This is a genomic window from Parvimonas sp. C2 (genome assembly GCF_035282405.1).
Classification (GTDB): Bacteria; Bacillota; Clostridia; order Tissierellales; family Peptoniphilaceae; genus Parvimonas.
The window spans coordinates 128,926-143,825 of record NZ_JAYKBP010000002.1 but is presented as its reverse complement, the minus strand read 5'-3'; the positions used below and the strand labels follow the sequence as shown (position 1 = coordinate 143,825).

Annotated in this window: 15 protein-coding genes; 12 read left to right on the top strand and 3 right to left on the bottom strand. The window is 28.2% G+C overall.

Annotated elements, in window-relative coordinates; genetic code table 11:
• Entirely contained in the window at positions 1-759 is a 759-nt protein-coding gene (locus VJI95_RS03655; RefSeq protein WP_324010289.1) for a TrmH family RNA methyltransferase, read from the top strand.
• Positions 760-892: 133 nt separating this feature from the next.
• On the opposite strand, the gene VJI95_RS03650 is transcribed toward VJI95_RS03655, so the two are convergent.
• Positions 893-2,230, bottom strand: a complete 1,338-nt coding sequence (locus VJI95_RS03650; RefSeq protein ID WP_324000370.1) for an aminopeptidase C — start codon at positions 2,228-2,230, stop codon at positions 893-895.
• 284 nt (positions 2,231-2,514) lie between these two features.
• Complete coding sequence (locus tag VJI95_RS03645) at positions 2,515-3,048, bottom strand: TDE2712 family protein (RefSeq protein ID WP_324000371.1); 534 nt, start codon at positions 3,046-3,048, stop codon at positions 2,515-2,517.
• Positions 3,049-3,260: 212 nt separating this feature from the next.
• Here VJI95_RS03645 and VJI95_RS03640 point away from each other — a divergent pair, with 212 nt between their 5' ends.
• From VJI95_RS03640 to pepD, 4 genes are all read left to right on the top strand, one after another.
• Entirely contained in the window at positions 3,261-4,160 is a 900-nt protein-coding gene (locus VJI95_RS03640; protein WP_324000372.1) for a YitT family protein, read from the top strand.
• Between the two features lie 299 nt (positions 4,161-4,459).
• Positions 4,460-5,851 (top strand): glycine--tRNA ligase, encoded by a 1,392-nt coding sequence (locus VJI95_RS03635; RefSeq protein ID WP_324010288.1) that lies wholly within the window; start codon positions 4,460-4,462, stop codon positions 5,849-5,851.
• An 8-nt stretch (positions 5,852-5,859) separates the two neighbouring features.
• Positions 5,860-6,126 carry a glutaredoxin domain-containing protein gene (locus tag VJI95_RS03630; RefSeq protein WP_248109930.1) on the top strand — a complete coding sequence of 89 codons (267 nt, stop codon included), beginning with the start codon at positions 5,860-5,862 and terminating at the stop codon, positions 6,124-6,126.
• A 9-nt stretch (positions 6,127-6,135) separates the two neighbouring features.
• A complete protein-coding gene (pepD, locus tag VJI95_RS03625; RefSeq protein WP_324010287.1) occupies positions 6,136-7,551 on the top strand; it encodes a beta-Ala-His dipeptidase in 1,416 nt (471 codons plus the stop codon).
• Between the two features lie 97 nt (positions 7,552-7,648).
• Here the strand turns inward: pepD and VJI95_RS03620 are convergent, their stop codons facing one another.
• On the bottom strand, positions 7,649-7,846 hold the full coding sequence (locus VJI95_RS03620) for a DUF1858 domain-containing protein (RefSeq protein ID WP_324000376.1): 198 nt from the start codon (positions 7,844-7,846) through the stop codon (positions 7,649-7,651).
• A 469-nt stretch (positions 7,847-8,315) separates the two neighbouring features.
• On the opposite strand from VJI95_RS03620, the gene VJI95_RS03615 reads away from it, so the two are divergent.
• From VJI95_RS03615 to mnmA, 7 genes are all read left to right on the top strand, one after another.
• Positions 8,316-9,260 carry a hypothetical protein gene (locus VJI95_RS03615; RefSeq protein ID WP_324000378.1) on the top strand — a complete coding sequence of 315 codons (945 nt, stop codon included), beginning with the start codon at positions 8,316-8,318 and terminating at the stop codon, positions 9,258-9,260.
• A gap of 166 nt (positions 9,261-9,426) precedes the next feature.
• Entirely contained in the window at positions 9,427-10,011 is a 585-nt protein-coding gene (locus VJI95_RS03610) for a methyltransferase domain-containing protein (protein ID WP_324000208.1), read from the top strand.
• Between the two features lie 27 nt (positions 10,012-10,038).
• Positions 10,039-10,191, top strand: coding sequence for a hypothetical protein (locus tag VJI95_RS03605; RefSeq protein ID WP_324010286.1), 153 nt, complete (start codon positions 10,039-10,041; stop codon positions 10,189-10,191).
• Between the two features lie 9 nt (positions 10,192-10,200).
• A complete protein-coding gene (locus VJI95_RS03600; protein WP_324000206.1) occupies positions 10,201-11,472 on the top strand; it encodes an MFS transporter in 1,272 nt (423 codons plus the stop codon).
• Between the two features lie 168 nt (positions 11,473-11,640).
• Positions 11,641-12,975, top strand: a complete 1,335-nt coding sequence (glmM, locus tag VJI95_RS03595) for a phosphoglucosamine mutase (protein WP_324000205.1) — start codon at positions 11,641-11,643, stop codon at positions 12,973-12,975.
• A 1-nt stretch (position 12,976) separates the two neighbouring features.
• Positions 12,977-13,807 (top strand): DegV family protein, encoded by an 831-nt coding sequence (locus tag VJI95_RS03590; RefSeq protein ID WP_324000204.1) that lies wholly within the window; start codon positions 12,977-12,979, stop codon positions 13,805-13,807.
• 10 nt (positions 13,808-13,817) lie between these two features.
• Positions 13,818-14,894, top strand: a complete 1,077-nt coding sequence (gene mnmA, locus VJI95_RS03585) for a tRNA 2-thiouridine(34) synthase MnmA (RefSeq protein ID WP_324010285.1) — start codon at positions 13,818-13,820, stop codon at positions 14,892-14,894.
• Positions 14,895-14,900 lie beyond the last annotated feature (6 nt).

Sequence of the window (14,900 nt, the reverse complement as noted above, 5' to 3'; positions counted from 1 at the left end):
ATGAAATTTAAAATAATAGCTAGTAAAGATAATAAGAAGTATAAATTATTTAAAAGTCTTTATTTTAAAAAAAATAGAGATAAATATAAACTATTTTTATTGGAAGGTAAAAAACTTTTGTTAGAAGCCTTAAATGAAAATCTTGATATTGAAAACATAATTTGTACTGAACATTTTGCTGAAAATTTCAATTTTAAAGAAAAATATTTAGATAAGGTTATAATTTTATCTGAAAAATTATTTAAAAATTTAACTGAACTTACAAGCTCCGAAGGAGTCATAACTATTGTAAATTATATTGAGGATAAAAAAATTTCTTCCGAAAATATAATTTGTCTTGAGAATGTAAGTGATCCCGGAAATTTTGGAACAATAATCAGAACTGCAAATGCTTTTGGAATAAAGGATATATTGACTATAAATTGCGTGGATAAATACAATTCTAAAGTTCTAAGAGCAACTATGGGTGCGATGTTTAGAACAAATATTTTAGATTGTAAAATTGATAAAATAAAAGAGTTACAAAGTGATGGATATAGATTAATTTCTACGACATTAAGTGAAAATTCAAAATTTTTGGAAGAATTTAATTTTTATGGAAAAAATATTATTGTTATGGGAAATGAAGCAAATGGGGTTTCAGCTGAAATGCTAAAAATTTCAAATGAACATTTAAAAATAGATATGGATAATTCAATGGAATCTTTAAATGTTTCAATAGCAACTGCAATAATAATGTATAAAATATTTAAAAAATAAGAACCCTACCCATCCACGATGCTTTGCATCGGGAGGGTGCCCAGGAACCTTGTTGTTTCACAATAAAAGGAAGTGTTTTTTGAGCACTTCCTTTTTGTATTATACTATATTTCCATTTTGGATAATTTTAAAATTATTTTAATCTTGCCAATGCACCAAATGGATCCCATGGTTCAAGTTCTACAGTTTTTTCATCAAGAGCTTTTAACCATTTTTCATCAATGTATTTTTTGTCAACCATTACTTCATAGTTATATTCATCAAACCATTCATCAGTCATTGAAAAAATACCTTTATCTCCAACTGCGTCTCCCCAAGAGTTTTCAACTTGCCATTCTAATGGTTTTCCATTTTCATCAAGATTTACTCCTGTAAATACCATTGCATGAGTTAATACACTTTCGTGATAATCAAGTCTTTCAGCTTTTGTAAAGTTTTCTAAAGTAGGGAATATGTCATCATACAAGAACATATCTAAGTCCATAATTCCTTTTTGTCTTTCCAAGAACTTAATTACGTCACAACCAAACCATACAGGTTCTCCGGCTTTAATTGCCTTTATAGCGCTTTCCTTCAATACTTCTATAGGAACATTTAAGTATTTTATTTTGTCGGCTTCTTTAACTGTTCCTAAGAATTTTACAGTATAAACTTTTCCATAAGGTTTGTCATCAGTTGGAGCATTGATTAAACTTATTTTATCTTTTAAATTCCAACCAACATATTTATCGAAAAATTCTTTAGGAGTAATATTTGATATTCTGTGGAATTTTTCATCCTTATCTCTGTATTCATAGGTAAAAGTTTCAGGAACTTCTCCCAAACATTTAGTTAAAATATTGTAAACTGTATAAAGAGTTTCATTTTTTAAATCTTCAATTTCTTTTAATGATTTGCCGGCTTTATGAAGACTTCTCATATCACAAGCAGCTTTTCTAAGATATTTAGTCAGTATTGCTTCCATATCTCTTGTGTTTGAAGAGTGGAATGTTTCCGGCATAATTCCTTTAGGAACAACACCATATTTTTCTAAAAGACCTCTAAACATATCCCATTGGCCACCATCTTGTACAGGTGCAGTCAAAAGATGAGAAACAACTCTTGAATCTGTTTTTTCATCTAATGTTTCAATTATACTTTCCAAGAAGAAGTTTGCTTTTTCAAGTTTATCCCAAAATAGAGTATATGTTTGAGAGTATTCCATAGTTTTTAAGTTTAATTTTTCCATAGTGGAAACTCTTGCAACATTTAATGCAGAGAACATCCAACATCTACCACTTGATTTTTGGTTTGTTATTTCACCCTTTTTTGTAACATCAGAAAATTGAAAATTATGTCTTTTATAGACTTCATGATTTGTAGAAGCTTCGTGTAACCCCACTTTTGAAACACTCGCAGCTACAACCTTGTTTGTTTTACAAGAATTAAATCTTTCTTTAAATGACTTAAGAATTTCATTTGTTAATGCCATTTGTATCACTCTCCTTAAAAAATTTTTTTGTGAGAAATCTCACAGATACATTGTAACATAAAATTACAAAAAATAAAAGATAATAAATATCAAAAATAGTAAAAAAATTAAAAATTTTTTATTATGAAGTATTGATAAAAAAGATAAGAGAATATATGAATTTGTGGAAGATTAAAATAATTACAGATAATTTAAAAGGAATGTTTCCTGATAATTCTAGGTTACATTCCTTTAAATAGATTATTTATTCATCTTTAGAAAATCTAATCTTGAGTATTTAGTTGTTATTTTAAAACTTCTTTTAACTTCTCAAGAATATATTCATCAATAGGTTTACCATCAATTAACGCTTTTTCTCCATCTGGTAACATAATTCTAAAGAAGTTGATAATTAAATTTCCATCAACTATATAGTAATCATCCAAATGTAGAGGAGCAATATATACTTTTAAAATTTCTTTATTATTATTTGGAAATTCTTTGTTTAATTCATCAATAAGATGATTTACATTAAGAACTTTTATAGGTTTTGCCATAAGTTTAGGAAGTTCAAGATCTTCCATCATCCACATATTGTTATTCCAAAATCTTTTTTCTTCTTTAGTAGCTGTAGAAAGTAATTCTCTATTTTGGATAGCAGATAAAACTCTTCTTACTGATTCTTCATTAAAATCTTTAGTCTTTATAGCTTGTAGCGGATATTGTTTAGCTACGTCAACGAAAAAGCTTTCAGCAACTTTTTCTCTTTCAGCTAATGCAGTCCATAAATATAACATGGATTCGATAGTTTCTAAGTTTAATTCAATTTGTTTAATCATATAAGCCTCCAATAAATTTTTAAAATTTACAATAAATATGTAAAAAATCTATTTCTATATTTTACATTAAAAAAATTTATGATTAAGATAAAATATAGTATAAAATAATTGTAAACTTTTTTTATAAAAAAATCAATACTTCTGCAATTTAGTTATTGTAAATTTTAAAAAGTTTTGTTATACTTGTACGGTAGATTATAGGAGGGGATAATATGAATTATAATACACTAAGAAAAGTTATTATTACAACATTCGCATCTATTGTAGTATCTGCAGGGGTTTATTTCTTTATGGTTCCATATAACTTAACAATTGGAGGAACTGCAGGTCTTTCAATAGCATTAGCAAAATTTATTCCTGGTATACCTGTTGGGGTATTTCAACTTGGAATAAATATTATTTTATTTATTTTAGCATTTTTACTTGTAGGGGCAGAGTTTGGTGGACTTAGTATATATGCTACTATTGTATTGTCTATTTCACTTATTGCTTTTGAAAAAATATTTCCAAATATTCAACCATTAGTTGATACTCCATTTATGAGTATGATTATAGGAGTTGGAGTTACTGCAGTTGGTATAGCTTTGTCATTAAACCAAAATGCTTCAACAGGTGGAACAGACATTGTAGGGAAGATTTTGAATAAATATATTCATGTAGATTTAAGTGTAGGAGTTTTTATTGCAGATTTTTCTGTTGTAGTTATGGGTTATGCGGCTTACGGAATCAATGCTGCAATGTATGCACTAGTTGGGATTTTATTTAATGCTGTGGTTATAGATAAAGTTCTTACTGGATATAAGACTAGAATTAAAGTTTATATCAATTCTAGAAAATGGGAAAATATTAATGAATACATTCTTAATGAATTAGTTAGAGGAAGTACATTGTATGAAGTAAAGGGCGGTTTCAATAAGAGTGAAAGAGTTATGATAGAAACAATCCTAACAAGACCGGAGTACATAAAGCTTATGAATTTTATAAGAGAATTTGATAACAATGCGTTTGTAAATGTTGCAACAGTTAGCGAAGTTTCCGGAGAAGGATTTAGTTATCTTACAGAAGAAAATAAGAAAGTGTTAAAAGAAAAAAATAAAACTAGAAAAATGTAATGTAAAAACTGTTATGGAGATTATTTTCATAACAGTTTTTTTATAAAAAATGTTGTAAATATTGATTTTAAAAAACAAATATGTTAGAATTATTTTGTTAATACTTACATTGAACGATAAAAAATAATATGAAAATTTTAGAGAGTAGTTGTTTGGTGCAAAATTACATTTTTGTATTATGGGGAAATCGGGAGTAAATTTTTTAGAGAGATGTTTTTTAACATAATTAGGGTGGAACCACGGTCATATCGTCCCTTGCGATATGGCTTTTTTGTTTATTTAAATTTAGGAGGAATATTATGAAATCAGAAAAGAGTATGGAAAAAGTTGTTTCTTTATGTAAAAATAGGGGAATAATTTATCCAGGATCAGAAATTTACGGTGGACTTGCAAACACTTGGGATTATGGTCCTTTAGGTGTTGAATTTAAAAATAATGTAAAAAAAGCTTGGTGGAAAAAATTTGTTCAACAATCAAAATATAATGTTGGTCTTGATAGTGCAATTTTGATGAATCCAGAAGTTTGGGTTGCATCAGGTCATGTTGGAAGTTTTAGTGATCCTTTGATTGACTGTAAAGAATGTAAATCTCGTTTTAGAGCTGATAAACTTATCGAAGATTTTTATTTTGAAAATAATCTTGGAGATATAAATGTTGATGGTTGGGAAAACGAAAAAGTCGAAGAGTTAATGAAAGAAAAAAATATTTGTTGTCCGAATTGTAAAAAGCAAAATTTTACTGGAATAAGAAGATTTAATCTTATGTTCAAAACTTTTCAAGGTGTAACTGAGGATAGCAAATCTGAAATATATTTAAGACCTGAAACTGCACAGGGTATTTTTGTTAATTTTAAAAATATTGCTAGAACTTCAAGAAAGAAAGTTCCTTTTGGTATTGCTCAAGTAGGAAAATCTTTTAGAAATGAAATTACTCCTGGTAATTTTACTTTTAGAACTCGTGAGTTTGAACAAATGGAATTGGAATTTTTCTGTAAGCCCGGAGAAGATTTAGAATGGTATGAATATTGGAAAAACTATTCTTTTAATTGGTTATTGTCTTTGGGAATGAGTGAAGAAATTTTGAGACTTAGAGACCACGAAAAAGAAGAATTGAGTTTTTACAGTAAAGCCACTTGTGATATAGAATTTTTATTCCCATTTGGTTGGGGAGAACTTTGGGGAATTGCAGATAGAACAGATTATGACTTATCAAGACATATTGAAGTTTCTGGAGAAGATTTGAGATATATTGACCCAGTTACAAATGAAAAATATATTCCATATTGTATTGAACCTTCACTTGGAGCTGATAGAGTTGCTCTTGCTTTTCTATGTAATGCCTATGATGAGGAAGAAATAGGAGAAGGAGATGTTAGAACTGTTTTAAGACTTCATCCAGCTTTAGCACCATTTAAGGCTGCAATTTTACCACTTACTAAAAAATTGTCAGAAAAATCTGATGAAATTTATGATGAACTTTCAAAATATTTTATGATAGATACAGATGTTTCAGGAAGTATTGGAAAGAGATATAGAAGACAAGACGAAGTTGGAACTCCATTCTGTATAACTGTCGATTTTGATACTTTAGAAGATGATTGTGTAACTGTTAGATTTAGAGATACTATGGAACAAGAGAGAATAAAAATTTCAGAACTAAAAGATTTTATTGAAAAGTCTTTAGAATTTTAGGAGGTATTATGGTTAAGAAAAAAGTTGTTTTTGGATCAAGTATGTGTCCTGATTGTATTGTTATGAAAAAGGCACTTGATGAAAGAGAAGTTAAGTATTTGTATTTAGATATTACTGAAAATTTAGCAAATCTTAAAAAATTCTTAAAATTTAGAGAAAATCCTGCATTTGATTTTGCTAAGGAAAATGGCTCAATAGGCATTCCTGCAATGGTGATAAATGATGGAGAAAAAATAATTTTCAGCATAGAAGAATTTGATGAATATAATAAGTAGGAGGCAATTATGTTAGAAAATTTAAAACCTGAAAGAGTTTTTTATTATTTTGAAGAGCTTACTAAGATTCCAAGAGAATCTGGAAATGAAAAGGCAGTTAGCGATTATTTATACAGTGTTGGAAAGTCTTTAGGATTAGAAACTATTCAAGATGAAAGCAATAATATTGTTATAAGAAAACCTGCATATAAAGGTTATGAAGGCCACGAATCTGTTGTTATTCAAGGACATATGGATATGGTTGCAGAAAAGGCTGACGGAGTTGAACATGATTTTTTAGTTGATCCTATTCCTGTTATTGTGGATGGAGATTGGGTTAAAACTAAAGGTACAACTCTAGGAGCGGATGATGGAATAGCAGTTGCAATGGGACTTGCCATTTTGGAAGATAAAGAAGCTAAACATCCAGCACTTGAATTACTTGTAACTACTGACGAAGAAAGAACTATGGCAGGTGCAAGATCTGTAAAGAGAGAGATTTTAAACGGAAGAAAACTTTTAAATATCGATGCTGAAGAAGAAGGTGTACTTTTATCAGGCTGTTCAGGTGGCCATAATGTTATGGGGTCTTTAAAAGTTAAGTTTGAAGAAAATGATAAGAAAAATACTTTTGTTCTTTCAGTAAATAATATGCTTGGCGGACATTCTGGAATGGAAATTCATCAACAAAGAGGAAATTCTTTAAAATTTGCTCTTAGAGCAATGGATATGGTAAAAGAAATTGCTGATTACAGATTGGTTAGTATTGAAGGCGGTACTAAACATAATGCAATTCCTAGAGATGCAAAAGTTGCTTTTACAAGTGATGCTGACGAATTTAAAATTGATTTTTCTAAATTAATTAGTGAATATCCACTTGATAAAGATATGAGAGTTTCTATAGAAAAAGTTGAAAATGTAAAAGAAGTTTTATGTCATGGATGTCAAGAAAAAATTGAAAATGTAATTAGAAATATTCCTCATGGAGTGTATTCAATGATGGAAGAATATCCATCAATCGTTGAATGTTCTGACAATTTTGCCATGATTAAATTTGAAGGAAATTTTGTTAAATTTACACTTTCATTAAGAAGTTCAAATCCTAAGACTTTTGAAGAATATACAAATATTGTAAAGAAAGTTTATGAAGAAAATGGTGTTGAATATACATTAGAAGACTATTATAAACCTTGGGAGTTTGCAAAAGTTTCAAAATTAAGAGATACTGCTTTAGAAGTTTATAAAAATTTAACAGGAAAGGAAATGAAAGTTGAAGTTGTTCATGCCGCATTAGAACCAGCAGTTTTTGTTGATACATTCCCTGATATGGAAATGATATCAATAGGACCTACAATGAAAGATGTTCACAGTCCTGTTGAAAGATTGAATATTGCTTCAACTCAAAGAACTTTTGAATTTGTAAAAGAATTATTAGAAAATTTATAAAAAATAAGTATATAATATATAAAAAATCGCGATAACTTTACTCGCGATTTTTTTATGTACTACTCACCAAACACTTTGTGAAAGGTGAGGAATTGTTTTAATTTGAATTATTTTCGTTTAAGACTTCAAGAAGTAAATCTAAATTTAGTCCATGAACCATAGTAGCTTCTTCAAGAGTCTCCATTTGACTTGCAGGACAACCAACACAAGAAAGTCCAAAATTAAACAGAATTTCAACTGCATCCGGATGAATTTGGATAATATCTCCTATTAGCATATCTTTTGTTATTTCCATAACTGCACCTCCTAGATATCTTATACCCATATAATACAGGTAATTGAGAAAAAAATCAAGATTTTTAAATAATGAAAAGTATATTTAAGGAGTAAATAAATCTCACAATCCTATTAAAGTCTCTATTTAAAGTCAATAATCTATTTTACTAATAAAAGGTATTTTTTATTTGTTTGATAAAATTTCATTATTTAAAATAAATTTAGTTGACAAATAATTAAATAAGCAATACAATGTAGATGGATAAGATTTTGATTTATATAATTTGTATAACAGAATACTAAATATGGAGATGGAAAGCGTGGTGAACTGTCTAATGGAGACACTGTTGTTGTAAGGAGAGGCAGTTCAAAGGAAAATAATCCAACTTTAGAAATACAACATATTAGTGGGAAACGTACAAAAATAAGATATAAGTAATAAAATAAATTGTTTAGTATTATTATATACATTTTTAGGGGTTATTCTTATGAATGAAATTGAACTTAGCAATAATATAAAATGTTCTCTTGAAAGAGGAATGGGTATTTGGGAAACTTGGAATCCTAAAAATTATTACTATTTATATGATGACTATTTTGGAAGTTACGAGGAAGATTCAAGATTCGAATTAAATGATAATGGATTAAGATTTTATTTAGTGAATGACAAAAGAGGATATAGAATAACATTAACATTTGATTTGAATAATATTTTTAAAATCATAGGAACAGATGAATCATATAGATGGGTTTCATACCGAATTGGCATTGATACCATTGAAAACCAACTAAAAGAAACAAAGATATTTAAAGCATCCAAATCATACTTTCAAAATTACTACTATGAAAATTTTAAAGATGAGCTAAAGGATAAGATTTTAAATTATTTTATAACTGGTTGTAGTAATTATATTTTTGAGACTTTCTGTGTTGAAGAACCGAAGATTAGTTTTGATACATTTAAAGTAGAAAAAAAGGATGAAGTCATTGAAGAAACAATTAAATATGACTATTTTGATGATGAAGTTAAAGAGTATATAGGTAAACTATATAATTATGATGAAATAATATTGCCATTTGATAATTATATATTAGAGAGTTTTAATCTTAAAAGGGATTATTATGTATTTGTACTTTATGGTGAAAATACTAATAAAAGATATAAAATTACTTTTTATTATAATAATGTACGTTCTGTTATGATAAACAGAAGAAAATATTTTAAAGGAAAATATGTTGAATGTGAAATGACTGACGAGGGTATTAGAATTTTCTATGAGATAGAAGATTCGGAATTTTTTGAATGGTATAAACAAGAAGAATTTTGGGGTTGTGGAGCTGATGATTTAAGGCATATAAGATTTAATGGTTGTGATAATTTTATAATAGATTTTATTTTTGATTGTTGTGAAATAGGTGTAATGGAAATTTAACTTAGAGATGTTTCGGCATCTCTTTTTATTGTGAAACAACAAGATTCCTAGAAATCCACTCGATGCAAAGTATCATGGAAGGGTGGGTTTCTTATTTAAAAAGATATTAAAATTAGACTAACACCTTATTTTGTGATAAAATAATTAAGTTATATGGAGGCTTATTATGAAATGTTGTAACAATAAAAAAGCAATAGATAATCTATATAAAAATATTGCTGTTAAAGATAGATTAAGAGAAAGCGAAGATAGTAAAGAACTTGAAAAGAAAATAGCTCTAAGCTTAGGCTATACTTTAGAAGATTTAGAAAATGGGGCAAATTTAGGCTTGGGTTGTGGAAATCCAATTGAAAATGCAAATTTAAAATCCGGAGAATCAGTTTTAGACTTAGGTTGTGGAAAGGGAATGGATGTTTTTAAGGCTTGTAAAATAGTTGGAAAAGAAGGCTTTGTTATTGGAGTTGACAGACTACCAGAGATGGTTGAAAGAGCAAATTATATAAGAAGTAAAAAGGGATTTTTAAATACAGATTTTAGAGTATCTGATATAGACGATTTAAAAGTAGATAATGATACAGTTGACTGTGTAATTTCAAATTGTGTTATAAATTTATGCGAAGATAAGGAAAAAGTTTATTCTGAAATTTTTAGAGTTTTAAAACCCGGCGGAAGAATTTCAATTTCGGATATTGTCCAATTTAATGAATTGCCAACTTGGGTTAAAGATGAACCGATTTTTCATGTAACTTGAGTTGCAGGCTCAATAACTTCGGAGAAGTTGAAGAATATTTTGAAAAATGTTGGATTTGAGCTTTATACAATAATTGAAGAAGAGTTAACTGAAGAATACCTTGCAAAATGGGGACATAAAATAGATTTAAAGAAATATATAAGACGAGGTAAGATTTTAGCTTTTAAGCCAAAAAATTAGGAGAGAGTAATGGAAAAATTATATTCATCAATTTTTATGATTGCTTTAACTTTTATAATTATATATTTTATTTCTAAAAAATATGATTTAGATAGAAATCAAAAATTAATATTCTGGTTATTTGTTCTTTTTTGGAGTGGAATAACAGTTGTAAGAGCTTATAGAAAGCTCTATGCTATAAGTCCCATGGAAGAGGGAGGACTTGGCTTTTCAATTGTTTTAGCTGCACAGATAACTTCCGCATATGGACTTATAAGTTGCTTTATAAGATTACCTATTTTTATACTGAGTGATATTTTTAATAGAAAAAAAATCTTTATTCAAATTGCACTTTTCATTTTGACATTAGCATCTTTAATGGTAGTTTTAAAACCAAGCTATAATTCTCTTTATTTTTCATCAATAGCTATGGGAATATGTGCATCGATGCTTGCAGTCTTTAATGTTTTATTTTCAGAGACTTTTTCTAAGGAAAAAGCTGCAATTTCAGCGTCGATTTTATCAATAGCACCGCTTTTAGCAGAATTTATAGCAGCTCCAATACAGTATTTGTCAACTTATGGTACATATAAGAATTTTAAATTACTTTGGACACTTTCTGCTACAATTTCAATTGTAGCTTTGATATTAACTTTTTTTGTTAAAGATGTTTCATATTCTGCAAAGAGATTTAGTTTTGAAAAAGTAAAGAAAGTTTTTGAATTTAAAGGCTATTTATATATCTGCTTTATTGCAATCTTAGTTTCATTTATAAAATTTTCGACATCAGGTGCAAATATGATTGCTTATGCAAAAGTTAATTTGAATATGCCTCCGATATTTCTAGCATATATTGACGTTTTATTTGCTTTTCCACAACTTATAGCAAGTGTACTAGCAGGAACTTATTTTGCCAAGAAAATAGGGATTGAAAAAACTTTAATCCTTGGTTTAGTTTCAAATCTAATTTTTTATATAATTATTTTATTAACTAATTCATATATCTCTGCATTTTTTGGATATATTTTTAATGGCTTTGGCTACGGAATTGCTTATACTTGCTTAATTTCAATGGCTATGCAATATTTTGAAAAGGAAGATAGAAATGTAAGTATGGGGATTTTTCAGTTGTTCTTTGCTATGGGAGTATATTTTGGAGACAGAGTTTATCTATGGATTTCAACGTTAATTCCAGAAGGAATTTTAGGTTTTGAGCAAAATAAATCAATTTATCTGATTGTAATTATAATAACAATATTAAGTATAATAATGGCACAATTTAAAATAAAAGAAGGCATTTAAAAAGCAATGTATTTTTTTGTGTCGATTATTAAAAGTATAAGTAAAGATGAATAGTGCATAAATACATTGTTTTTTTATTACAATTGATGATTTTTTTTTTTGTTTATGATATAATGATTGTAATTGTGTGTAAGCATGAATAAATTTTGAAATTAAGCAGGAGATCAAATGGGTAATTATTTTGGAACAGATGGAGTGCGAGGAGTTTATGGAGAAAATTTAACTGATGAACTAGCTTATAAACTTGGGAAATCTGTTGGATATATTTTAAAAGAGAAAGAAGAAAAACTATTTATAATTGGTAGAGATACTAGAGAAAGTGGGAAAAGTCTTGAAAACAGTTTAGCTAAAGGCCTTTTGGAAATGGGCTTTAATGTAGTTAGTATTGGAATTGCTCCAACGCCTACAGTTGCTTATTTAATTAAGTATTTTAAGGCAGTAGGAGGAGCAGTTATTTCTGCATCTCATAATCCTTTTAAATATAATGGAATAAAGATTTTTAATGAAGACGGATTTAAGCTTTCGGATGAAATTGAATATAAAGTTGAAAATATTTTAGATGATGAAAATTTTGATTTTGGAGAAATTCAAGAGGGAATTTTCACAGAGGAAAAAGAAGCAGTTTCTATTTATGCAGATTATTTGAAATCAAGAGTAGATGCTGATTTTTCAAATTTAAAAATAGCTGTAGATTTTGGAAATGGTGCAAGTTATAAAATTGCAAGAAAATTATTTGAAGAGTTAGGAATGGAAGTTATTTCTTTAAATACTACACCTGATGGGAAAAATATTAACTTAAATTGTGGCAGTACTAATATGGAAATAATAAGAAAAGCTGTTTTGGAAAATGATGTTGATATGGGATTTTCCTTTGATGGAGATGCTGATAGATGTTTAGCTGTTGATGAAAAGGGAAATATTATGGACGGAGATCATATTTTAGCAGCAATGGCTAAGTCATATAAAGAAAAAGATGAACTTACAAATAATGCTGTTGTTGGAACTGTTATGAGTAATATTGGATTAAAAAAATATTTGGATTCAATAGATGTAAAATTTGTTGCAGCAAAAGTTGGGGACAGATTTGTCCTTGAACAGATGCTTGAGCATGACTATATTTTAGGAGCCGAGCAATCTGGACATGTGATTTTCTTAGATGATAGTACAACGGGAGATGGAACTTTTACAGCTTTAAAGATTTGTGAATTAGTTGCAAGTAGTATAAATAATTTATCATATTTTAATGAGCTTATGATTTCATATCCACAAGTTTTAGTAAACGCAAAAGTTAAGCTTGAAAATAGAAATGCTTATTCACAAGACAAGGAAATAGTTGAAGAAATAAAGAAAATTGAAGAAAAGTTTTTAGGAAATGGAAGAGTTTTGATAAGACCTTCTGGAACTGAACCTTTAGTCAGAGTTATGATTGAGGGAGAAAATCAAGAAGAATTAGAAGTAGAAGCTAGAAAACTTGCCAAATTTATTGAAGAGAGGTTAGGATAATATGAAAGAAAGACTGATAGTTGCTGACAGTTGTTGTGATTTAACAGATGAAATGAAAAGTAAACTAGATATTGAGTTAGTTCCTTTGACATTACAACTGGATGATGTTGATTATTTAGATGATGAGAATTTAGATATAGATAAATACATGGAAAATATGAGAAAAGCAAATTCTGTAAAAACAGCTGCACCATCTCCGAAACTTTTTATGGATAAATTTGAAGAGGCAAAAGAAGTTTTTTGCATAACTTTGTCTGGGAAATTAAGTGCAACATATTCAAATGCTTGTTTAGCAAAAACTATGGTTCTTGAAAAGGGTGAAAGGTTAATTCATGTTTTTGATACTAAAGTTGCAGCCGCAGGAGAAACATTGGTTGCATTAAAAATACAGGAATATATCAATCAAAAAATGTCATTTCAAGAAATTGTTGATAATGTAACAAAATATATTTCAGAAATGAAGCTATTTTTTGTTTTGGAAAATTTTGATAATTTAATTAAAAATGGAAGAATTTCTAAATTTAAAGCTATGATTGCATCTGCATTTTCCATAAAACCTGTTATGTATGGAGTTGATGGAGAGATAGATGTTTATAAAAAAGTTAGAGGATTAAAAAAGGCATATAATGAGCTTGTTGATGCAATAGCAGAAAATAGTTCTAATATTGAAGAAAAAATATTGGTAATAACTCATTGTAATTGTTTGGACAGAGCAAAAGAAATAAAGGATAAAGTTGTCGAAAGATATAACTTTAAAGATGTTTTGATTGTTCCTGCAAGAGGATTATCTTCTACTTATGAAAATGATGGTGGAATAATTATCAGTTATTAGTGAGGTAATTTTGAATAAAAGAGTTATTTTAGGAATGAGTGGCGGGGTCGACAGTTGTGTTGCCTGCCATTTGTTATTGGAAGAAGGTTATGAAGTAATTGGGGTTACTATGAATTTAGTACCTAAAGGGGATTTATATGATGAAGAAAGGGGATGTTGTTCTTTATCCTCTGTTATGGATGCGAAAATCGTTGCAGAAGCTATGGGAGTAAGGCACTATACAATGAGCTTTAGGGAAGAATTTGATAGAAAAGTAATTGAAGATTTTGTAAGAGAGTACTCTCTTGGTTACACTCCAAATCCTTGTGTTGCTTGTAATAAATATATAAAATTTAATAGTTTTGTAGAAAAAATAAAACCCTTAAAAGCTGATTTTATTTCTACTGGACATTATGCAAAAGTTGAATTTGATAAAAATTATAATAGATATCTATTAAAAAGAGCTAAAGACTCTAAAAAAGATCAAACTTATTTTTTATACAATACAAGTCAAGAAGTTTTGTCAAAGACTTTATTTCCACTTGCAGATTTAGAAAAGGAAGAAGTAAGACAAATTGCTAAAGATGAAAATATTTTGACTTATTCAAAAAAAGATAGTGAAGAAATTTGTTTTGTTCAAAATAGAGATCATGGTCTTTTTATTAAACAAAGAAATCCTGAATTGATTAAAGAAGGATACTTTATTGATGAAAATGGAAATAAACTAGGAAAGCATAATGGCATAGTCTATTATACTATTGGTCAAAGAAAAGGTCTTGGAATTGCATTGGGTAAAAGAGTTTTTGTTTCAAAAATAAATGCAAAGGATAATACTGTTACTTTATCGGATGAAAATACTCTTTACAAAGATAAAATAAAGATAAGAGAAGAGAATTTTATACCATTTGATAAATTAGAAAAGCCATTGGAAGTTAGTGTAAAAGTAAGACATGGTCAAAATGAAACTAAGGGTTTATTATTCTATAAAAATAATGAGTTATTTGTAGAATTTGAAAAACCAGTAAGAGCACCCAACAAAGGACAATCAGCTGTATTTTATTTGAATGATATTGTCGTTGGTGGTGGAATAATAGAAGAAGTATATTAAAAAGAA